Below are 20,299 nucleotides of genomic sequence, written 5' to 3' on the forward strand. Positions count from 1 at the left end.
GCTGAAAGCACTCTGGCGAGCATGGATTAGAATGAATCTCTAGTACCTGTTAGGGCGTTCTTAAACCTTGCACCCCAAGGTAAAAGGCACGGGCGCGCCACTACGTACAACTGCGGGGCGAATGCGCTGCAACGGCCCGCATGCCTCTTGAAAATGACTTGGCGCGCCGGGATAGACCCGAGAAGGAGCTGTTACATGGCCATCACACCGTATTCTGACAACCCGGCGTTCCCACCGCAACGGCGCCGATTCAATGCCGTCATCGCCGCGTGGATCGCTGCGGGGCTGACTGCCGTCCTCGTCGTCACTCTGGCGTTCATCGTCTTGCGGGATGGATTGGGCAACGACATCGGGGTGATAGATGCCGATCCTGCTGGTCCCTTCAACCGCGCTCCAGCCGTCACGTTTTCCTACGACTACCGTGCCAGAGACGGCGTCACCACCTCCGGATGGTTTACTGTCACCTCCGACGGACACGCCACCGGCGAGATCGCGGATTACTACGCGGGCCGGGCAACCTACCAAGCCACGCCCGACGACGCGGCAGTCTGGGGCAGTGAAGCCTGGTGGGCCCGCAGACACCCCGAGCTTACGTCCCGAACTGCCGGCCGGTGGGTCAAGATCGACGAGGGCACGGCCTTCCCCGTGGACGTTCGCAAGGAATTCACTCCATTGGCCATCAGCGGTCTCATTCGCGACATCGATGAGAACGGCGCCGTCCTAGCCGACTATACTGAGCGTGACGGCATGCCAGTTATTGCGAAAACCTACGAAGACTGGACGCTCGTCGTCTCCGACGCGATCCCCTCCACTGTGGTATCACTGTCAGGGCCGCTCAATCCCAAGCGTTTCACCACCGCCCGCACCTCGGAGGGGCCCGCCATTGTCACGGCCGATCTCAATGGCGACAGTGAAGTACGCCAAGCGCAGGACACTATGACACGCCCCTACCCACTCATCGAGATCATCCCCCAGCCTTCTGCGAAAGAGACGGCCGAAATAGTCGACAAGGGCACAACTGACACTGTCTCCGGCAAGGATTCCCGAGCCAAACCCTATGCCGCCCCAGCCACCTCGAAACAAAGCGAGCCCCAACCACCTGAGAACCTGGAAAAGATCGTCGTCCCTCAGCCCCGTCTGAACGGGACCATCAACAGCTCTTCCTGCACAACCCCCACCTGCTCGTGGTCGTTCACCATTTCTAACAGCGGCACCGGACCAGCCACCGTCACCGGATACGCCAGCGCCACTCCAGGGATGGGAACGGTTCCCGTCACGATCGGAACGCTCGCTCCTGGCGATACCAAATCCTCCTCCGAGATAACCTTCCCCAACCCCGCGCCGCCTGGCAAGACCGTCACCATCGACCTCCAGGTGATCTTCTACGCTCCGCAAATCCAAGGGCCGGACCCTGACACTTACAACAAAGTCGCTGAAAAACTCCCCGACGACCGGTCCCGAGGCCGGTTCAACGATACCCTCAGCCGCTCACCCAAGCCGTATAAACCACTTCTTATTGACACCGTCGACCGGTTGATCGAGGAAGGAAACAGTGCTGCCGAGGCGCTTGACAGCGCGGAAAGACTTGTGGAAGCCAATCCGTCCCAGGGTGTGTACAGCCCTCTGCCTCAACATAAACGCCTGTTCGAGGCTGGCAAACGGTTCCGCGGGTGGGATGTGCTGCCCGGTCTCACCGTGCCCGAAGTAGTGCCGCTCTACCAGGAGAGCATGAACACCGTCATCAGCGAACTGGGCCGAACGGCCGAACCGAACGTTTCACTCACGACGCATACCGACTCATCGGGCAGACCTGTCGCCACCGAAGTCGTGAGTGATACCGGCTCCCCCGAGCAATCCCGGTGCTACCTGATCACCGGTGACGGCAGTATGGACATCGAACACGCGGTGGACGAGGCGATTAAGGATTTCACCTCCGACGGCTCGTGTCAGCGCCACGCTGTCATCATCCCCGACTCTCCTCTGACGTCCGTTGATCAGACCGGTCCCTCTCCGAACTCCCAACGTGACCGCACCCGCCTCGACGACCGGATCCGCGGACACCGCGACAAGTCCAGGGCCTGTACCAACGGCGATGCGAACCTCTCCCGGTTGACGGTCGTAACCTCCTCCAACCGTTATGAATGGGCCGGGCAGGAACTCTGCATGGTGAATGCTTCGCGCACGACCAAGGAACAGCTCGATAAAATCAACCAGCTCATCCCGGATTCCACCATCTGGACTGATTTGATCAACGCCGGAGTCGTGAAGGTCGATCCGACGAGTAAACAGCTTACCGAGATCAAGTGGCGCGACAAGGACGAGAAGTGCCGCCCTTCCTACGAAGAAGTAGAGGTTAAAAACAAAACCCCGGGCAGCGATGACACACGCAAAAGCGGTTACAGGGCTTTGGGGGCGGCCGCCTACCTCTGCGATCCGCCAAGGAAAGGCGAAACAGCGACGAAGACTCCTTGGGATTGGCCCAAGAGCAATGCAGTCACCGGAAAGAACCAGGAAATTTTTGCCCGGTGCCACCTTGTCGCCAGACAGCTAGGTGGTAGGAACATCACTGATAACCTAGTGACCTGCTTGCAGATGCCGATGAACAGCCCAGTCATGTCGGGATTTGAGGGAGATATCAGAAAACTGGTCAAGGAGACTGACGTTCTATACATTTCGATTCCCGTATATAAGGGTCCCGCTGCTCCTAGGCGTGAGAAATCCCTTTCGGCTATCCATGTCATCGCCATCGCTAAGAACGGTACCTTCCTGAACCGGTGCTTCATCAATCGGATCATCGCCGACACGCCTGCCCGCGGTGATCGCTGCTGAACTTGGGGCAAACAGATGCTACGTCTACCGAACACAGTTTCTCCATTTTCGGTAGTCAGTTCATCTCCTGAACTATCTGTTCGAGTTTCCCCAGGCCAAGCAGGTTGATCGAGTTGACATGAGGCTGGGCGGCAACCACATCGATCGCTCTGGGCAATGTCGGTTCCTTCAGAAGCGTCAGCAGGAGGATGGCGAAGTTCCGCAGCGACGCCATATTCTCTGGACCGTGGCCCACACGAATCTGGGCGGCGTCCTCCCCGAACGTCATGTCCCTGATCCAGTGCAGGACCTGTGCGCCGTGTCAGGCGCTGTGTTATTCCCGGTCCAGCCGGAATCGACTCGGAAGGAGGTCGATAGCCGCAATGACTCACCTCGCCCGGAAACGGTAGCGGGGGACCATAGCAGGTCAGCAAACCGACAGACGGGCCTCAGCCGGACCTGGCGTGTCGGGAGCGGCTGCGCGATAAGGAGAAGGCTGTACTGCTTGAACCTGAATCTCGTTGGGGTAAAGCAATCCGGGCCGGAAGAACGGCTGTGATACCGGCTGTACGGTCATACCGGGTGTCGAGGTTGCACAGCGGCGACCTGGTCGAACCGGACCCGCAAGTCCTCTTCCTGACCGTACAGGTCACGGCCGAAGGAGACCGCGTCACCAGCAGTGGGGAAACACCACTCGAGAGCACCGGCTGCCGCTGACCGCACCTCTGCGTCCTGGTCGCCACATCATGCCTGGAACACGTCCACACGGTCGTGCAAAGCCGTGACCGCGGCAGCGTACGCGGTCTCATGCATGGTGTAGCCGTGCGCTACTCCGTCGACGGCGTGCCGGCCGATGGACACGAGCAAGTAGATGACGTCCACGCGGCCAGGAGAAGTCGGTTCAGCGGCGATGTCGAACAGGAACGGCAGCGCCTCCACGGTTGCCTTACAGACATCGCCCTGATGATGAACAGAGATGTGAAGAGCGGTCACCGCCTGGTCGCGAACCGACTCGTCAGGGCTCGACAGGCCCTCCAGCATGGCAGGGAGATCGTCAGCCGGACCATAGGCGTGGTTCAGAGACGCCCAATTTATGGAGTGAAGTTCAGAGAACACGGACGTTATCGTGTCAGGAGCCCCCGACAGGCGCAACCGGGTGAGGACGCTGCCGGACAACGTCAAAAGGAGGCCGATATGTGCCAGCCTCCTTTCGACCAAAGTGTAGGTTCTCAGCGAGGATGTCGGAACCCAAACGCTTGACCTCCGGCATCGCAACAAGTCTCAACATCATGTCATCAGGTTGGTCTCATCTGACTTGTCGCTTTCTTCGAAGCGGTTGGGCTAACCGAACGGAGCGCCGGGCTGCCTCCTAGTGAGCCAGTTCAGGCCCAGCGGAGCCAAGCGTCGAGGGATTCTAGATCGCGGTAAGTGATGCCTTTGGAGGCGTCAACGCGGTGGAGAAGGGCGCGGCCGTGGTGGTGTGCGGCGACCCAGTCGGCGTCAGCGCTGGTGATCTCGTCGTCGAACCAGACGAACGGACGCCCGTTGGCTCGTGCGACCAGCGTGCGAGTCTTCCAGTGCAGGTTGAACCACTGGTCTTCGAGTTCCTCGTCAGGCGTCGGCTCCGGCCAGTGCACCACTGGCAATGAAGGCAACCCCAGTCTAGGCGCCAACTCGGTGTTGGCCTCATTTTCCCAGGTTGTAGCCCAGGCCAGTTCGCAGGGCAATTCAGCCAGTCGCTCGCCCAGTTCAGAGTTGATCCCTGTCAGGTAGGACTCGGTGGTGGTTGCTGCCGATCTGTTCCCGTTCTGCCGGCCGAAAGGGATCACGGTCCCGTCGACGTCGAGAAAGAGGAATGGTCGCTCGTTGTGCTCGGTCATGTCCTGCCGATTGTAGTCGCCCGTTGGTGACGTTTGAAATCTCGTGCGTGTTCGGCTGGAACGCAACGAGTTGAGTCCTTTTATGGCTTGGAGACCGGAGTAGTGCTTTCGGCCCTTGTATCAACGGAACTCACGAACCGGAACGGAGTCGGAGAGCGCGTCGATCGGGGCGCAGTTCATCGATGTGTCGACGAACTCGTCGCCATCTGTCCGATACCGCAACTCGACCGCGGACAGCCGATTCTTCAGCTTTCCCACCATGAGAACGGCATGAACGCGGCAATATGTGGTGTCTGTCACCCCCAAGCCTGGTTCCTCATCTTGTTGACGGGTCCGACATCTGGACCGTCATCTCGAAGAGGCACCGACAGAACTGACGAGAACCTACACCAAAGTTTACCGAGTCTTTTGCAACCGTCGGCGGGTTCCGGCGTAGTCAGAGAATCGCAGCTTAGCGATCTGGGACCTATCAGCGGACCGTGCCACGATGCCCTCGGGGCGAGCGCGACCGCTCTCATCCAAGACCGCGGTCGAACGAGGCAGCGCCTGTGCAAGCCACTGCTCGGTTTTCTCCCGGTCCGTGGGCAGAGGCTCCGTCATGTCCACGTGAGGAACAAGGTCGACCGGGAGGTCGGCAACGAGGGCTGCTGGAGGCCGACCTCGTGATCCTGCAGTTCCCACTCTGGTGGTTCTCCATGCCCGCCATTCTGAAAGGCTGGATCGACCGGGTGTTCACCCGCGACTTCGCGTACGGGAGCCTCCCGCGTTACGGCAACGGTCCACTCGCCGGGAAGAAGGCCCTCGTCACCACGTTCACCGGAGGAGCGGAGAGCCACTTCGGCGAGCGCGGCGTCAACGGCGGCATCGAGGACCTGCTCCACCATGTCCTGCACGGGACCCTGTACTTCACCGGGTTCGCAGTGCTGCCGCCGTTCGTCACGCATAGTGCCGTGCATGTGAACGACGACCAGTACGCCGCGATCGCCGAAAGGTATCGGAAGCGCCTGATCGGCATCGAGTCCGACGAGCCGATCCCCTACCGCGCCGAGGCCGGAGGGGACTACGACGAGGCTCGGCAGCTCAAGCCGGGGCGGGAGGCTTCCGGCAGATCGGGGCTGCAACTGCACCGGAAGAGCTGAGAGCAAAGCGGCCGGGCGGGCCGATGTCCGATCATCGCGGCACCTGCGACCGAATGGCGACACCGGCCTGCGCTTCCGCCTCATCGCCCTGAACACGTAGGAAAGTGAACACATGGCAGGAAATCGACGACGCAGGGACAAACCCGTTCGATGGATCCGGCAGCGCCACTCGCCAGTCGACGAGATCATCCCGGTCCTGGACCGGCGGCTCCTGGACTTGATCGGGGCCGAGCGGGATCCGCTCAAGGCCGAGACCATGATCCTGAACGTGCTCATGCCCATGCTGTCCCTCGGGCGTCCGCTGGACTACCTTGAGACCGTCACCTTGAACGACCACCTCAACAACCACCTCTCGCCGGAAGCCGCCGCCGTGCTGACGGCCTTGGCGGACATGGGGAGCGCCGAATCGCGGGAGGACACCCGAGCGGGCGTCGAGGCTTTCGAGTACTACGGCGTCTTCGCTCCCGAGTGGGCCCCGGAGCTCAGGCACCCGCCGCGCTTCCTGGACGCGGCGGAGTACCTCATCGGTGGAAGTCCACTGCGGCTCCTCTCCGTCACGTTCCTCCGCAACGGCACGCCGCACCTCTTCCTCCTCACCATCGACACCGAGGACTGCGGCGCGATCCGGGACTTCGAAACGGCGCACGGCGATGACGAGGTCGAAGAGGTGCTGGACGCCCTCGATCAGGGCAGAGAACACCGGCCGGGCGTGCCCGTCGAGCCCCGCGAGCTGAAAAAGGAAGAGGCGGCCCTGTACCTGAGTTCGGCCCTGGAAACGACCATCGCGCACCGCGGAGGCGGCGGCTGGGACCAGCTGTCCGCCACCGCGCCGGACGATCCGTACCTGCCATTGCACCTCAACCTGCTGGTCACGCGCATGAATCAGGCGGGCCTGGGCAGGGCGGGCCGCGAACACGGCGAGCACCTGGAGGGCGGCCGCCCGGGAACGGCGCCGGAGGAACACCGCAGCGATCGCACCTGGGAGTCGATTCGCGAAAGGAACGCGGTCCTCCGGCCGGTGGACACGGTGTTCCGCATCCGCGCCGACATCCGCAAGGCCAAGCCGCCCATCTGGAGGCGGCTCGAAGTTCCGGCGGACACCCGGCTGAGCGATCTGCACCGGATCCTTCAGGCGGCGTTCGGCTGGACCGACACTCACCTGTGGGAGTTCGACATCGGCGCCAGCTCTTACAGCGACTGCGGCCTGGACGGAGTCCCGTCCGCCTCGGGAGAGGTGCTGGGCCGACTCGTCGGGGAGGGCGAGACCTTCCACTACACGTACGACTTCGGGGATTCCTGGGAAGTCGTGCTGTCCGTGGAGAAGGTCGTGGACGCCGAGCCGGACTCGGTGTATCCGCGCTGCACGGCCGGGAGACGGCCGGCGCCGTTGGAGGACACGGGCGGGATAGGCGTCTGGTGCCTCGTCCTGGATGTCCTGGAAGGGAAGGCTCCGACAGGCGCCGAGGCCGAATTGGCCGAATGGGGCGTCGATGCGGTGCGCGCGATCGTGCCGCGCCAGTTCGACAGGCGAGCGATCAACGAGGGCCTCGCCCCGCTCAGACGACAGTGAGGCTCTGCATTCCGTTACCGGGACGCGGACTCCCACTCTTCGAGCTGAGTGAACGGCGCCTTGAGTCCGGCACGGTAGGTCTTCGGGGCATCGGCGAGAAAGTCGGTCGGAATGAACTTCTGAAAGGTCGCGAAGTGAGGAGTCCAGTCGGCGCCGAAGTGCAGGAATCCGACCTCGCGGAGCCGTCGCCACGGCAGGTCCGGCGGAAAGCGGTCGGCGACCTTCACCGGTCCCGCTGCGGCCGGGGGCCAATTCTGCGCGTGTTCGGCTACCCGGACGCTGATCCTCCGGTATTCCTCGTCTCCCAGCCTGTCGGGAACCAGCAGCAGCAGTCTCTGGGGAGGCAGCAGTCGCATGGCTTCGGCGATCTCCCACATCGTTCCCTCGCCGGCGCCGATGGAGATGACCGTCAACCGCGCTTTGCCGATCATATCCGCAACCGTGGCCTGCCAGTCCGATCCAGAGCAGTACATCCTCACGGCTCCGAGCCGGGGCAGGTTCTCCTTTGGGTTGCCAATGGCGACGACCGGACCTGCTGGGCTCAGCGCCTCGACAAGGCTCTCCTCTTGAGTGAGCGTGGGAATGAAATGCCTGTCGGGTCCCATTTCGGGTCGAGGTTCGGTGACGGGAATATTGTCGAGGGTACGATCCGTGCGGAACGTCCGCAGGTAGAGCACGAACTCCCCGGTCGGAAGTTCCGTCCCCTCCGGCAAGGTCGGCGCGGTCGACCGCCGCGAGTCCAGGACGAGATCCCTCCCCACATTGAAAAACCGAGTTCCGAAGTAACCGAGCAGACTGAAGCCCGATGCCGCGGCCGTTGCGAGGAGCAACTGTCTGTCAGCGGCGATGTACAGCGTCGGGATGACCAGACCCGTCATCATCGCCACCGGAAGCGCGATCGTCTGAACAGCGCGGCCGAGCACACGGTCGGTCCAGGCCTCCTCGGAATCGGCGGCGGACGGTTTGCGGTGAATGTCCGCCTCCAGCTTCCTCGCCACACGGCCTTTGGCGAACCCCCACCTCTCCCGCCAGACCTTGGCCCTGGTCCTCGAACCGATGGCCGACAGGGTCCCGATCATCCACCACATCAGATAGCAGTTCACGAACATGACGATCACAGGCGGGTCGAAGGTCAGCGCGATGCCGAAGCACCAGACCGACCCCCATCCGAAGACGTACTGCGCAGCGACCATCGTTCGAGCCCACTTCGGCCCGGGGTGGAACGCATATGTGGCCCAGGTGGCGGCGAGGAGGAGTACGGCCAACGGGTATCCGATGAGGTAGTAGAGCGTCACCTGTTCCCTCGTCTCACGACGGGTCGGGAAAGAACGGCGTCTGAATGATCCGCTTGCCCTCCTTGCGGGTGACGAACGTGCCGCGCCCGGGGGGTTGCGGACTCGCCCGCAGGCCGGGCACGATGTTCCCTTCCTCTCTCGGCCCGCTCATGACGAGAGTCGGCTGTTCGAGATCCCGCAACTGCCGGAGAAGAGGATCGGCGCCGCCTCTCGACACGCCGGACATGCGGCGCGCGATCACCAAGTGCAGTCCGAGATCCGCGCCTTGAGCGGCCAGGGAGGCGAGGTCGGCAAAGGGGTTCGACCTTCCTGAGCCCGCCAGTTCGTAGTTGTCCACCAGGAAGAACAGCTCCGGGCCGCTCCACCAGGACCGGTCGCGCAGCTGCTGCGGGGTGACGTCCGGCTGCGGCAGTCTCCTCTCGATCACCAGAACCAGACCCTGAACCGCCTCCTTCAGCCTGTACGGGTTCATGAGCTCAATCGGCTTGTCGAGATCGCCGAACATGCCGCGCCTCAGATCTACCGTCCGAATCGTGGCCCCGTCAGACTCGAACTGCGCCTCGATACGGCGCCCGATCCAACGCAGCAGGTTGGTCTTGCCCGACTCGGCGTCGCCGTATACGACGAGGTGAGGGTCCCGGTCGATATCCCAGTACACCGGCTGAAAATCGGCGCTGTCCAGACCGATGGCGATCTCCGGTCCGGCGCGGTCCACTTCCTTCAGGAAATCTTCCGGATCCAGCTGTTTGGGCAAGAGCCTCACCTGCGGACAGGGCTTCCCCCGCCATGCCTGCTCCACCCGCTCCACCAGATCGGTGACTCCTCGGTCCAGATCTCCGCTGTCCCCCACCCCGTCGATACGAGGCAAAGCGACCATGGAGTGCAGCCTGTTCAGAGTGACGCCGCGGCCCGGGAGATTCGCCGGGACGCCGCCCTGGATTTTTCGGTCGATTTCGGACTCCATATTGTGCGCCAGCTTGAGTTCCAGCTTGGTGCCGAACATGTCGCTCATGTTCATCCGGATGTCGCCCCACCGGTTCGCCGCGACAATAACGTGGATGCCGTAGGCCAAGCCGCGGCTTCCGATGGACTTGACACCATCGACGAGGTCATCGAAGTCCTCACGGAACGCCATCCAGTTGTCGATCACCAGGAATATGTCGCCGCGACGGTCGGATCGGTACCTTCCCCGGCGCTTCCCCATGCGGAACATGGACATGCCGTCGATGGCCTGCTCAGCGAAGTAGGCCTCGCGCTCATCGAGGAGCGAGGCGACCTCCTGGACGGTCCGGCGGACTCCCTCTTCGCTGCGGCGCCCAAATACCCCTGCCACATGCGGGAGACCATACAGTCTTTGCAGTGTGCCGCCGCCGAAGTCGAGGCAGTAGAACTGTGCCTCTTCCGGGGTGTGGAAAAGGGACAGCGAGGTTATCATTGTGCGCAGCATGGTCGACTTGCCGGACTGCGGGCCGCCGACGATCGCAGCCGAACCGCCGGCCCCCGAGAGGTCGACGGTGAACGGCATCCGCTTCTGCTCACGGGGACGGTCCTCTTCGCCGAGAACGGCGATCAACCGCGAATTGAGCGGTGAACCCGAGATCGACAAGCCCCGCTCCGGGTCGGGTTCGAGGGGCCGCAGAATCTGGTCGAGAGTAAACGGTTCGTCGAGCGGGGGCATCCAGAGCATGTGGGCCGGCGTGCCGTAGCCTCGCATTCCGGACACGAGCGTATCCAGCTCGGTGTCGTGCGATCCCTTCAAAAGCAAGAACTGCCGCCCGGAATAGGCGACCCGGACCCGAACCAGCTCCTCGCTGCCGGTTAGGAGGAGGGCATAGCCCGGCGCCTGCGGCAGCTCATAGGCATCGCCGGTGCCTATGACGGTGCGGGACTCCGAGGCCGAGAAGGTGCGCAACGCGATGCGGTAAGAGAGGAAGGCGTCCAGACCGCGAAGTTTGCCCTCTTCGATCCGTTGCGACGACAGCAGCATGTGAATGCCGAGCGACCGCCCGAGCCGTCCGATGGACAGGAACACGTCGATGAAGTCGGGGTTGGCGATGAGCAGCTCGGCGAACTCGTCGACGACGACCATGAGCGTGGGCAGCGGTTGCAGGTCCGCGCCGCCCGCGCGAGCGCTCTCGTAGGTGGCGAGATTGGCGTAGTTGCCCGCGTCGCGAAGGATCTCTTGGCGCCGGACCATCTCGCCGCCGATCGAGTCGGAAACGCGTTCGATCAGCGAGGGCTCGTCGGCCAGATTGGTGATGACGGCGGAGGTGTGCGGCAGCGCGCTCAGAGGATGGAACGCGGCACCGCCCTTGAAGTCGAGGAGGAGGAAGTTGAGCTCGTCCGGGGTATGGGTGCCCGCGAGTCCGCCCACGATGGTGCGCAGCGCCTCGGACTTGCCCGAACCGGTGGCGCCTATGACGAGGCCGTGAGGCCCCATCCCGCCTTGCGCCGCCTCCTTGAAGTCGACCACGACAGGTTCGCCGTCGGCACCTATACCGATCGGGACCTTCAGCCGGTCTCCGGGGGCCTTAGGTTCCCATTGGACGGCCGGGTCGAACTCCCCCACGTCGAAACCGAGCACGTCGGAGAGCGTACGTGGCCACTCCATAGGGTCCACGGGCTCCAGTTCGACGGTGGGGACGTCGTCGGCCACCGGGGGCATGCCGTGGGCGGGCGTCTCGACCGGATCGTCGGGCTCGGAGCCGGCGCGGTTCGACCATGCCGACGCGATCCGCTCGACCGTGAACCTGGCGCCGTCGTCGTCGGAGGCGATACTGTCGTCCTCACCGGTCCAGGGCACGGCGACACGGAACCGCGTGCGCCCGTGCAGAGCCCAGCCGGGCTCCGACTTCGGCAGGCGCCGGGCCAGCTCCGGGTCGACGAGCGAGTCGTGGGGATCGGGCAGCCGCATCTCGACGTACTGGGTGAGGAGGTCGCGCTGCCGCCGGATGAGGTCGTCGGGCCGCCGCGTGGCGACGACGAGGTGGACGCACAGGACCGGGCCGATGTTTGCCAGCCGCTCCACCGTGTCGCCGAAGCCGGGGATGCTCCCCTTGAAGTCCGACCACTGGTCGATGACCACGACCAGATCGGGGTGGGGTCCGCCGGGAAGGTGGCGGCGCCGGGCCCGGAACTCCTCGGCGTAGGAGATCCCGAGCTCGCGGTAGAGGCGCTTGCGCTCGCGGACGAGCTCGGTGATCTTCTCCAGCTTGCGGGAGACCATGTCGGGATCGTCGTCCCAGACGGTCTCCCCGGCGTGCGGCAGCCGCGACAGCGAGCCGAGCTTGTTGGCGCCGGAGTCGAAGAACTCGAACCGCAGCTCGTTCGGGTCGTGGGTGAGGGCGAGCGAGCACACGAGACTGCGGAGCATGGTGCTCTTGCCGCTGTTGAACTCTCCGACGACGAGCACATGCCCGCCCTTGTCGCCCAATGCGATCGGCTGGGCATTGCCCCGCTCGCCCCGGGCGGCCCGCTGCCCGATCGGCACGATGAGGCGGCCGCAGCCCTGCCAGTCCTCGGCGCGCAGGCCGTGCGCGTCGGTCGCCCGCGTCTCGCCGAGGACGTCGGCCAGTTTGACGTCGGAGCGCCGCACGAGAAGCCCCGGCCCGGTTCGAGCGCCGGCCCGGGCCAGATCGATGGACGACTCGATCTGGCCGTACTGGGTCGGGGTCTGCCCCGCGAAGCGGCGGGGCAGTTCGCGGCTGACGTACTCCCACAGGTCGCCGGGGGAGATCCGGCCGGCTTGGCGGACATCGGCGGCGCCGGTGCGGAGTCCCTCCACAATGGTGGAAGTGAAGGCCGACTGCCCGGGATCGCCCTCGTCGCCGAGGGAGCCGTCTGAGGCCTCTTCCAGGGCGTTGGTCGCGGTGAGGATGTAGACGCCCTGGCCGGACTCCAGCTCCTCACCGAGGTCGATCTCGGGCGCGCTTTTGAACCCCGCGTCGACGAAGGCGCCGGAATAGCAGCAGTCGAGGAGGACGACCACGGACTCGGCGTAGCTGTCGCGGATGCGGTCCTTGATGAAGCGCGCCTCTACCGAGGTCGAGGCGAGGCCGGTCTTGACGGTCGTGTTGGACACGGCCAGGTGGAGCCGGCGGCGGTGCCGGACGCCGTGCCCGGAGAAGTAGAGGAGGACGAGGTCGTCGGAGGCGGCCTCGTCGAAGAGCCTTTCGATCCGCTCCTCGATGGTCGCCTTGGAGTCGTTGACCAGGATGTCGACGTGGTCGAACGCCCCGATGTCGCGGTCGCGGAGGAGCTCCCCGAGCTCCATGGCGTCCGACTCCGGGGAGATGAGTCCGGCGAGGTCGGCGTCGGAGTACCGGTCGTTGGCGACCAGCAGGGCGCGGCGGGTCATTCGTCCGCTCCGACCACCTTGCGGATCTGCTCGAAGACCTTGTCGGTGTCCTTGGCGCGGAAGTCCTTGACGGTGGCCTCGTTGTCGCCGCGCCGGATCGTCACCTCGCCGACCTTGGTCCGCTTGATGAGGGCGACGATGACGGTCGTGATCGCGGTGAGTCCGGCGGAGGAGAAAAGACCGGAGAGAACGATCGTCCCCAGCCCGATGCCGCCGCCGCTCTTGGAGCCCGGCTTCGGCGGAGTCGTCTCCGTCTCGGCGGCGACGCCACGGATCTCCTTGAAGTCCAGCTCCAGCTCCTCGCAGACGCTGTCCAGCTGAGAGGGGGTCCAGGTTTCATCGGGCGCAAGGCGGATGGTGATCGTGTCGGGCACGGCGAGCCTCCTCCGGGGTTCGGAATCCCCTCCATTCTGGCCTGCCGCGTCGTATACCGCAAGCGTAGGTCGTTGGGGCGCAGACGGAACTGCCCGTTCCGCAGTATGGTTCTCCCGGAGGAAGATGTCCGCCGAGAAAGGAGACGCCATGTCCTACCCCGCCTATCCCCCGCCGGTCTACGAGGGCGAGTCCGGTGAGGTGAACGCGGTCTTCAAGGCCGCCGGGGACGCCCACCGCCTGCTGTTCGCCAACGGCGGTTCGGCCGACTACCTCGCCACGGGGGCGGAGACGAATGGGCAGTTCGGGCTCTACCAGTGGAACTTCGCCTCCGGAGTGAGCGGGCCCGAGCCGCACTTCCACAAGAGCATCTCGGAGACGTTCTTCATCCTGTCGGGATCGGTGCGCCTGTACAACGGCGGCCAGTGGGTCGACGCGGACCAGGGCGACTTCCTGTACGTGCCGGAGGGCGGCGTCCACGCGTTCAAGAACGAGTCGGGCGAGCCGGCGTCGATGCTGCTGCTGTTCGCGCCGGGCGCTCCGAGGGAAGGGTACTTCGAAGGGCTGCACCGGCTCGGCGAGATGACCGAGGAGGAGCGCCGGGAGTTCTTCGCGACTCACGACACCTACTGGGTCTGAGCGCTTCTCGGGCCGCGGCCCGGGTTTCGGATTTCAGTCTGGTCCTGATGCCACTCGGCGTCCCCACCGTTGAGTCGGACGCGTGTGCAAGACTTATGACGAATTTACGATCTCCTCTGTTTCCATCGGGGAATTCCCGACATCGGGCCCTCTCCGACTGAGGAGCCGGAAAGAAGAGAAGGTCATGACAACCCTTAAACGCCTCGCCGCCGGAACGTTCGCCATGTTGGCGGGCCTCACGCTGGCGCTCACCGTTTCGGCGGGCACCGCCCAGGCCGTCGCGGTCGAAGGCTGTTCGCTCAGGTTCGACTACTGGTCCGGTACGAAGACCACCCCTTACGACTCCGGGGGCGCGGACGCCTGGATCAACGGCCGCTGCAACGGCGAGGTCTACTACAAGGTCAACTTCAACGCCTACGGCGAGGAACTGCGCTTGGAGGACCGCCACACCGACGGCCGCCGGGCCAGGACCATCGTGGAGGTGTACAACGGCGACAACCTCAAGGACACGGACGTCTTCGCCAACGCCGGGACCGAAACCTACAACCTCGGCACCCCCGACGGATCGGGGAACATCCCGGAGGGCTACCGCGTTGAGATGCGCCTGTGCGTCGGAGACATCGGCTGTAGCTCCGATTTCGCCTGGGGCAGGGCCTGACGACAGCGGCGCCGGGGCCGGTCCCGCCTTCCGGCAGGGCCGGCCCCGGCCATCAAACCCCGGAGGCGATCTCGTGCGCCAAGTCCACCAGGTCCGGGACGGACCGGTGCGTCGGCGCGCCCCGGCGCCAAGCGACGTACAGCGGCACGGGCGGCGCGTCGGCCAAGGGACGGAAGGCGATCCCGGGATGCCGGAACAGGCTCGGCGTCGCCTCAGTCGTGATCCCCGCGCCCCGGCCGGCGGCGATGGCCGTCATCCACTCGTCGGTGTTCCCCACCTCGATGACCGGAGAGGGCCGCGAACCGGAGGGCCACAGGTCGAGCGTGGTCGTCCCGGCGACGGTGTTGAAGACGAGCGGGAGCGGCACCAAGTCCGCCAGGGACAGTTCATCCTTGTCGGCGAGCGCACTCCCGGCGGGGACGACCGCGAGGCGGGCCTCGTCCAGGAGCAGTTCCGTGACCAGCCCGGGCGCACCCACGTCGCCGCGCAGGAGGGCGACGTCGGCGCGGCCGGTGGTGAGCCCGCCGGTGCGGTCGTCGAGGCGGCGCAGTTCGAGCAACACGTCGGGGGATGCTCCTGGTCCCAGCGCCGCAGCAGGGGAATCGTGAGATCGCCGAACGCCGCCCAGGAATGGCCGAGGCGCAAAGGCAGCGACTGTAGCGAGCGGGGGTCGAGCGCCGTCTCGACGGCCGCCACCGCGGCGGCGGCCTGGTCCCGGAAGCGCTCGCCGGCGGCGGTGAGTTCGAGGTGGTGCGTGGAGCGGTCGACGAGCCGAACGCCGAAATGGTCCTCCAACTGCCGCAGCGTGCGCGACAGGGCGGGCTGGCCGAGGTTCAGCCGGATGGCGGCGCGTGTGATGGCGCCCTCCTCGGCGATGGCGAGAAAGGCCCTCAGGTGGCGCAGTTCGATGGTCATTCCCGTCAAGCATAACCACCGTGAGATACGCATTTCCCATTCTTTCGAAGGCTTCTTATCGTGGACGTCATGACACACACGACCACCGCTCGCCTTCCGGCGGACGCCTCTTCCCCCGCCTCCTCCCCGCAAGGCCGGTTCGACGGCCGCCTGGGCGGCATCGCCCTCGTCCTCGGCGGCGCCTTCTCGGTCCAGTTCGGCTCGGCCGTCGCCGCGCTCGCGTTCCCCATCGCCGGGGCGCTCGGCGTGGTGATGCTGCGCATCTCCATCGCCGCCGTCCTCCTGATCCTCGTCGCCCGCCCCCGGCTGCGCGACTACAGCCGCGCCGACCTCGGCACCGCCGCCCTGTTCGGGCTGGCGCTGGGCGGGATGAACATCTTCTTCTACCTGGCCATCGAACGCATTCCCATCGGCCTGGCCGTGACGCTGGAGGTGCTCGGCCCCCTCGCCCTGTCGGTGATCGTCTCCCGCCGCGGGCTGAGCCTCGTGTGGGCCGGGCTGGCCCTGGGAGGCGTCTTCCTGCTCGGGCAGGGCGGGATCGGCGACCTCGACCTGGTCGGCGCCGGTTTCGCTCTCGCCGCGGCGGCCATGTGGGCCTGCTATATCGTGTTCAGCTCCCGGACCGGCGCCCGCTTCCCCAAGCTCGACGGGCTCGCCCTGGCCATGGTGGTGGCGAGCCTGGTGAGCCTGCCGCTGGGCATCGGGTCGGCGGGGTCGGCCCTGCTCGATCCGGTCGTGCTCGGGTTCGGCGCGGCCGTGGCGGTCCTGTCGTCGGGAGTCCCGTACGCGTTGGAGCTGCTGGCCTTGAGGCGTCTGCCGAAGTCGACGTTCTCGGTGCTGATGAGCCTGGCCCCGGCGATCGGCGCGCTCGCGGGATTCCTCGTGCTGGGGCAGACGCTGTCGTGGACGCAGTGCCTCGCCATCGTCCTCGTCATCGCCGCCAGCGCGGGAGCGGTGCGGACGGGAAAGGCGTGAAAGCGGTTCCGGCCGGGGCAGAGCCCCGGCCGGAAGCATCACACCGGAACGGCCACTTCGAGAACGGTGAACCGGTGGTCGAAGCCAGCGCGGAGCAGGGCGCCGGCCATGGGAGTGTTGCCGAAGTCGGTCGACGCCGTCACCCGTCCCGGGCGCTCCGCCGCCAAGATCCGCAGCCCCTCGGCCAGCAGGTCGTTCACGTAGCCGTTGCCGCGATGCTCGGGAACCACTCCCGCATAGGCGATGACATTGCCGCCCGGGTTGGCCGAGGGCATGACCATGCCGACGACGTTCCCCGCCGAGCGCGCCACCATGAGCGCTCGCCGGGCATCGACTTGTTCATCTCGAAGTCGTTCCGGACCGCTTCCTCCAGCCCGAACTGCGCGATCTCGCGCTGCAGGTTGACGTACAGCGTGTCCTGCGCGATCTGGCGGCAGACGTCCAGGAAGAGCGCGTCGTCCGCCGGTTCGAAGACCAGGCGGCGCGACGATTCAGGAAGCGCCGCATCGGCGTCGCGCCGGAACCCGTACCGCTCGGTCTGCTCGGTCAGGCCCGCTCGGGCCAGGGCCTCGCGGCGCTACTCGACGGCGGCGACCACGTCGGCGCGCTCGCGCCAGTCGGGGTCGAGGGAGAACTGGTACTCGGGTATCTGACGGCAGCCCCGGGCGCGGAACTCCGCGTGCGCGGCATTGAGAAGTCCGGCGGCGAGGCCGGTCCGGTCCTCGACGTCATCGCCGACCCACAGGCAATCGAGGGCGAGCGGGTGCTCCCCGTCCGGCATGGTCCACCAGACGGCGCGCGCGTGGATGCCGTCGTCGTCCGCGGCGATCCACGTGTGCTCCAATCGGTAGTTTCCGGCGTCGAAATCGGCGCGGTACCGGTCGGGGTCGACCCATCGGATCGGTTCGGTGACGGTGCAGGCCAGGGCCTGCGGAAGGTGTTCCTCGGTGAGGTGGGTGAATTTCATGAAGCCTCCACTGGTCGGCCGCGGTGTCGCGGCCGGAGCGGCGCTTCCGGGGTCAGAGGGAGTAGATCCTCTGGGGAAGCGCCTGAACTGCGATGGAGACTGGTCAGGTCTTCGGATCTAACCAGAGAGCGACTGTTAGCCTGTTTCGGTGAGTCACAACGAGAACGCGCCTTCCTATGAGGAGCTGGCTGCGCTCGTTGTCGACCTGAGGTGTCGCCTTGATGCCGCTGAGGAGCGGGCAGAGCGGGCCGAGGCCCGCGCGGTGAAAGCTGAGGCTCGGGCGGCGAAGGCGGAGGCGCGGGTTGCGGAGTTGGAGGCCCGTCTTCGGAAGGATTCCTCGAATTCATCCAAGCCCTCATCAATTGACCAGTTCAAGAAGCCGGCGAAGAAGCGTTCGCTGCGGCGTAAGTCGAACCGTAAGCCCGGCGGGCAGGCCGGCCATGAGGGGAGGACCCTCCAGCGGGTGGCTGTCCCTGACCGGGTGGTCGATCATTTCCCCGCCGCCTGCGGTGTGTGCGAGGCTGACCTGTCCGATATCGATTCCTTGGGGTTTGAGTCCCGGCAGATGTTCGACATTCCCGACCCGCGTACCGAGGTCATCGAGCATCGTCTTCACTCGCTGCGGTGCGAGTGCGGGAACCGAGAGAAGGCACAGGCCCCGGAAGGTGTGGTCGCGCCGGTCCAATACGGCCCAAAGGTCTCAGCGCTGGCCGCCTACCTCTATGAGGTGCAGTTTGTCGCCAAAGAACGGGTGGCCGAGACCATCGAGGCCGTGACTGGTACTCGCATGTCGACGGCGACGGTCGAGGCTATGGCCTCCCGCGCGGCGGAGAAGATCAGCTTGTCGGAGTTCATCGAGCGTGTTCGCGCCTACCTGGCTGAGGGCGAGGTCTTGTTCGTCGACGAGACCGGTATCCGCGTGGCAGGAACACTCGCCTGGCTGCACTCGGCCTCGAACGAGACCGCGGCTGTGTTCCTCGCCCATCCCAAACGAGGCAAGGACGCCATCGCGGCGATGGACATCCTCCCGCACTTCACCGGGGTTATGCATCATGACTGCTGGGCGCCGTACGATGCCTACGCGAATATCGTTGCCCACCAGCTGTGTAATGCTCACGCGCTGCGAGAGTTGCAGGCCGTGTGCGATGCGGTCCACCGCGATGCCGATGTCGGAGACGACTGCTGGTCCTGCCGAGTCTCGGCCAGTTTGAAGCGGATCAAGCGCTGCGTCGAGGCCGAGCCCGGTGAGCCCATGACCGGGCCCTGGTACCTCGCTACGCATCTGGCGGCGTGGGAGAAGGCCGTCGATCAGGGCGTGGCCGAGACGGCCAACCGGGGCAGTCCATTGGAGAAGAAGGCGAACAACCTCGCCACACGCCTGAGGGACCGACGGGAGGACTACCTGCGGTTCGTCACCGACGAACGTGCGGAGTTCTCGAACAACGCCGCCGAACGGCAAGTGCGGATGGCGAAGGTCAAGATGAAGGTGTCCGGAGGCTTCCGATCCTGGGACGGAGCCGACCGGTTCGCCGTGCTGCGCTCCTATGTCCACACCGCCCAGAAACACGGCAAAACCGCCACCCAGGCCCTTTCCTCGGTATTCACGCCCCACATCTGGCAACCAGCGCTTTAACCGAACCCCTGACCAGACTCCTGCGATGTACATGTCAGTGCCTCCTTTCGGTAGTCTCTGCGCCGACGGGCTCCACGGCTCGTCGGCCCTTGAACGATACATCGGCGCGTGTTGGGGCGCAAGTGGAATAGCGGCCCGGCCGTTCGGCCGGGCCGCCTCCCGCTCTGGCGGCGCACGCTTCCACGGTATGCTGTACGGACGACCGCAGCGCGGCACCCCGGCACCGAGGAGGTCCTCATGGACAACGGCACGCAGCAGGTCACCGTCAACCCCGACGGATCCCTGACCACGGCCTTTCCGTTCTATATAGGATGGACGATCTGTTTGAGTCTTCCGAGTCCTAGCAGGTTGATCGGGGTGACATGAGGCTTCGCGCCGACGTGTTCTATCGCGGCAGGAATCGTGTCATAGCCCAGCAAGCTCAGCAAATAGATGGCGAAGTTACGCAAAGCGGCCATGTTCTCTGGTGCGTGGCCGATCCGAACCTGCGAGGCGTCCTCGCCGAAGGTCACATCTCTGACCCAATGGAGCAGGGCGTGTGCGAGAGTCGGTTACGTGGTGATGCCCAGGGCCGGTAGAGCTCGGAGCGGGTCTTTAGCGTTGTAGCGCATGGTGGCGGCGATGTTGGTCGCTCCGCTCAGACGGAGCGCTCCGATGGCGAGGTTGCGGATACCGGCCATGACTCGAGGGGTGGTGCCGATGGAAATGGTGGAGGCGTCCTCGCCTAGCACGCGGTCGCGGATATGGTGCGATCTGTTCTCTATGCTCCACTGTCCTCGCAGGTAGTGGTTGAAGTTTTCGGCTGTGGCCTCGCGAGGTGGGAGGTTGGAGACGGCGTAGACGGTCTCTCGGGTCTCCTTCTTCCCTCTGGGTTTGCGGCGACGGTGCAGGCGGATGGCGATACTCGCTCCGGGCAGTCGCAGGGCCTCGACCGATTCGTCGACGCAGGTGATCTTGACTGACCGGGACTCCTTGCGGCCGTGCTCTTTGCCTGAGGCGGTGTGGCCGATGGGAATCGTGTTCCAGGGCAGCGCCTCAAGCTCCTGGTATTGGAGCTCCGTGGAGTAAGCCGCGCAGCGCGGTGTCACCTG

The 20,299-nt window shown here is 65.1% G+C and carries 18 protein-coding genes and 1 pseudogene; 8 read left to right on the forward strand and 11 right to left on the reverse strand.

What is annotated here, in order from left to right:
* Positions 1 to 195: 195 nt before the first annotated feature.
* Entirely contained in the window at positions 196 to 2,829 is a 2,634-nt protein-coding gene (locus ACFTE1_RS07535) for a DNA/RNA non-specific endonuclease (protein WP_380623526.1), read from the forward strand.
* A 55-nt stretch (positions 2,830 to 2,884) separates the two neighbouring features.
* Here the strand turns inward: ACFTE1_RS07535 and ACFTE1_RS07540 are convergent, their stop codons facing one another.
* The gene (locus ACFTE1_RS07540; protein WP_380623524.1) at positions 2,885 to 3,097 is read right to left on the reverse strand and encodes a hypothetical protein; all 213 of its coding nucleotides are present in this window, start codon (positions 3,095 to 3,097) and stop codon (positions 2,885 to 2,887) included.
* A gap of 293 nt (positions 3,098 to 3,390) precedes the next feature.
* Between ACFTE1_RS07540 and ACFTE1_RS07545 the strand changes: the two genes are divergently transcribed.
* Positions 3,391 to 3,525: a hypothetical protein gene (locus ACFTE1_RS07545; protein WP_380762654.1), complete on the forward strand. Its 135-nt coding sequence runs from the start codon at positions 3,391 to 3,393 to the stop codon at positions 3,523 to 3,525.
* A 27-nt stretch (positions 3,526 to 3,552) separates the two neighbouring features.
* Here the strand turns inward: ACFTE1_RS07545 and ACFTE1_RS07550 are convergent, their stop codons facing one another.
* Complete coding sequence (locus ACFTE1_RS07550) at positions 3,553 to 3,924, reverse strand: hypothetical protein (RefSeq protein ID WP_380623522.1); 372 nt, start codon at positions 3,922 to 3,924, stop codon at positions 3,553 to 3,555.
* 266 nt (positions 3,925 to 4,190) lie between these two features.
* A complete protein-coding gene (locus ACFTE1_RS07555; protein WP_380623520.1) occupies positions 4,191 to 4,688 on the reverse strand; it encodes an HAD domain-containing protein in 498 nt (165 codons plus the stop codon).
* Between the two features lie 548 nt (positions 4,689 to 5,236).
* Between ACFTE1_RS07555 and ACFTE1_RS07560 the strand changes: the two genes are divergently transcribed.
* Positions 5,237 to 5,827 (forward strand): NAD(P)H-dependent oxidoreductase, encoded by a 591-nt coding sequence (locus ACFTE1_RS07560; RefSeq protein ID WP_380762657.1) that lies wholly within the window; start codon positions 5,237 to 5,239, stop codon positions 5,825 to 5,827.
* Between the two features lie 112 nt (positions 5,828 to 5,939).
* Positions 5,940 to 7,397 carry a plasmid pRiA4b ORF-3 family protein gene (locus tag ACFTE1_RS07565; RefSeq protein WP_380623516.1) on the forward strand — a complete coding sequence of 486 codons (1,458 nt, stop codon included), beginning with the start codon at positions 5,940 to 5,942 and terminating at the stop codon, positions 7,395 to 7,397.
* Positions 7,398 to 7,411: 14 nt separating this feature from the next.
* Here ACFTE1_RS07565 and ACFTE1_RS07570 read toward each other — a convergent pair whose 3' ends face one another.
* Genes ACFTE1_RS07570 through ACFTE1_RS07580 form a run of 3 tightly spaced genes read right to left on the reverse strand, consistent with a single transcriptional unit; the run spans position 7,412 to position 13,423 of the window.
* On the reverse strand, positions 7,412 to 8,692 hold the full coding sequence (locus tag ACFTE1_RS07570) for a hypothetical protein (protein ID WP_380623514.1): 1,281 nt from the start codon (positions 8,690 to 8,692) through the stop codon (positions 7,412 to 7,414).
* A gap of 13 nt (positions 8,693 to 8,705) precedes the next feature.
* The gene (gene eccCb / locus ACFTE1_RS07575; protein WP_380623512.1) at positions 8,706 to 13,049 is read right to left on the reverse strand and encodes a type VII secretion protein EccCb; all 4,344 of its coding nucleotides are present in this window, start codon (positions 13,047 to 13,049) and stop codon (positions 8,706 to 8,708) included.
* On the reverse strand, positions 13,046 to 13,423 hold the full coding sequence (locus ACFTE1_RS07580; RefSeq protein WP_380623510.1) for a hypothetical protein: 378 nt from the start codon (positions 13,421 to 13,423) through the stop codon (positions 13,046 to 13,048). Before ACFTE1_RS07580 ends, eccCb begins: the two co-directional genes overlap by 4 nt.
* 124 nt (positions 13,424 to 13,547) lie before the next feature.
* Between ACFTE1_RS07580 and ACFTE1_RS07585 the strand changes: the two genes are divergently transcribed.
* Both ACFTE1_RS07585 and ACFTE1_RS07590 read left to right on the forward strand, forming a co-directional pair.
* A complete protein-coding gene (locus tag ACFTE1_RS07585) occupies positions 13,548 to 14,060 on the forward strand; it encodes a cupin domain-containing protein (protein ID WP_380623508.1) in 513 nt (170 codons plus the stop codon).
* 184 nt (positions 14,061 to 14,244) lie between these two features.
* A complete protein-coding gene (locus ACFTE1_RS07590; RefSeq protein ID WP_380623506.1) occupies positions 14,245 to 14,718 on the forward strand; it encodes a hypothetical protein in 474 nt (157 codons plus the stop codon).
* Between the two features lie 52 nt (positions 14,719 to 14,770).
* Here the strand turns inward: ACFTE1_RS07590 and ACFTE1_RS07595 are convergent.
* Positions 14,771 to 15,633 (reverse strand): annotated as a pseudogene (locus ACFTE1_RS07595) (LysR family transcriptional regulator).
* A 69-nt stretch (positions 15,634 to 15,702) separates the two neighbouring features.
* On the opposite strand from ACFTE1_RS07595, the gene ACFTE1_RS07600 reads away from it, so the two are divergent.
* Positions 15,703 to 16,608 (forward strand): EamA family transporter, encoded by a 906-nt coding sequence (locus ACFTE1_RS07600; protein ID WP_380623504.1) that lies wholly within the window; start codon positions 15,703 to 15,705, stop codon positions 16,606 to 16,608.
* 38 nt (positions 16,609 to 16,646) lie between these two features.
* Here the strand turns inward: ACFTE1_RS07600 and ACFTE1_RS07605 are convergent, their stop codons facing one another.
* Positions 16,647 to 17,099, reverse strand: coding sequence for a GNAT family N-acetyltransferase (locus ACFTE1_RS07605; protein WP_380762920.1), 453 nt, complete (start codon positions 17,097 to 17,099; stop codon positions 16,647 to 16,649).
* An 86-nt stretch (positions 17,100 to 17,185) separates the two neighbouring features.
* The gene (locus tag ACFTE1_RS07610) at positions 17,186 to 17,575 is read right to left on the reverse strand and encodes a hypothetical protein (protein ID WP_380623502.1); all 390 of its coding nucleotides are present in this window, start codon (positions 17,573 to 17,575) and stop codon (positions 17,186 to 17,188) included.
* A gap of 148 nt (positions 17,576 to 17,723) precedes the next feature.
* Between ACFTE1_RS07610 and tnpC the strand changes: the two genes are divergently transcribed.
* Positions 17,724 to 19,208, forward strand: a complete 1,485-nt coding sequence (tnpC, locus tag ACFTE1_RS07615) for an IS66 family transposase (protein WP_380762661.1) — start codon at positions 17,724 to 17,726, stop codon at positions 19,206 to 19,208.
* Between the two features lie 302 nt (positions 19,209 to 19,510).
* On the opposite strand, the gene ACFTE1_RS07620 is transcribed toward tnpC, so the two are convergent.
* Both ACFTE1_RS07620 and ACFTE1_RS07625 read right to left on the reverse strand, forming a co-directional pair.
* On the reverse strand, positions 19,511 to 19,720 hold the full coding sequence (locus tag ACFTE1_RS07620) for a hypothetical protein (RefSeq protein ID WP_380622368.1): 210 nt from the start codon (positions 19,718 to 19,720) through the stop codon (positions 19,511 to 19,513).
* 39 nt (positions 19,721 to 19,759) lie between these two features.
* Entirely contained in the window at positions 19,760 to 20,296 is a 537-nt protein-coding gene (locus tag ACFTE1_RS07625) for a hypothetical protein (protein WP_380622366.1), read from the reverse strand.
* Positions 20,297 to 20,299: the final 3 nt, after the last annotated feature.

Source organism: Salininema proteolyticum, assembly GCF_042685645.1.
In the GTDB taxonomy this organism is placed as follows: domain Bacteria; phylum Actinomycetota; class Actinomycetes; order Mycobacteriales; family Micromonosporaceae; genus Salininema; species Salininema proteolyticum.

What these genes read in the sequence shown, in the direction of transcription:
- ACFTE1_RS07535 (WP_380623526.1), top strand. Translation starts at nt 196, where the DNA reads ATGGCCATCACACCGTATTCTGACAACCCGGCGTTCCCACCGCAACGG.
- ACFTE1_RS07540 (WP_380623524.1), bottom strand. Translation starts at nt 3,097, where the DNA reads ATGACGTTCGGGGAGGACGCCGCCCAGATTCGTGTGGGCCACGGTCCA.
- ACFTE1_RS07555 (WP_380623520.1), bottom strand. Translation starts at nt 4,688, where the DNA reads ATGACCGAGCACAACGAGCGACCATTCCTCTTTCTCGACGTCGACGGG.
- ACFTE1_RS07565 (WP_380623516.1), top strand. Translation starts at nt 5,940, where the DNA reads ATGGCAGGAAATCGACGACGCAGGGACAAACCCGTTCGATGGATCCGG.
- eccCb (WP_380623512.1), bottom strand. Translation starts at nt 13,049, where the DNA reads ATGACCCGCCGCGCCCTGCTGGTCGCCAACGACCGGTACTCCGACGCC.
- ACFTE1_RS07585 (WP_380623508.1), top strand. Translation starts at nt 13,548, where the DNA reads ATGTCCGCCGAGAAAGGAGACGCCATGTCCTACCCCGCCTATCCCCCG.
- ACFTE1_RS07590 (WP_380623506.1), top strand. Translation starts at nt 14,245, where the DNA reads ATGACAACCCTTAAACGCCTCGCCGCCGGAACGTTCGCCATGTTGGCG.
- ACFTE1_RS07600 (WP_380623504.1), top strand. Translation starts at nt 15,703, where the DNA reads ATGACACACACGACCACCGCTCGCCTTCCGGCGGACGCCTCTTCCCCC.
- ACFTE1_RS07610 (WP_380623502.1), bottom strand. Translation starts at nt 17,575, where the DNA reads ATGAAATTCACCCACCTCACCGAGGAACACCTTCCGCAGGCCCTGGCC.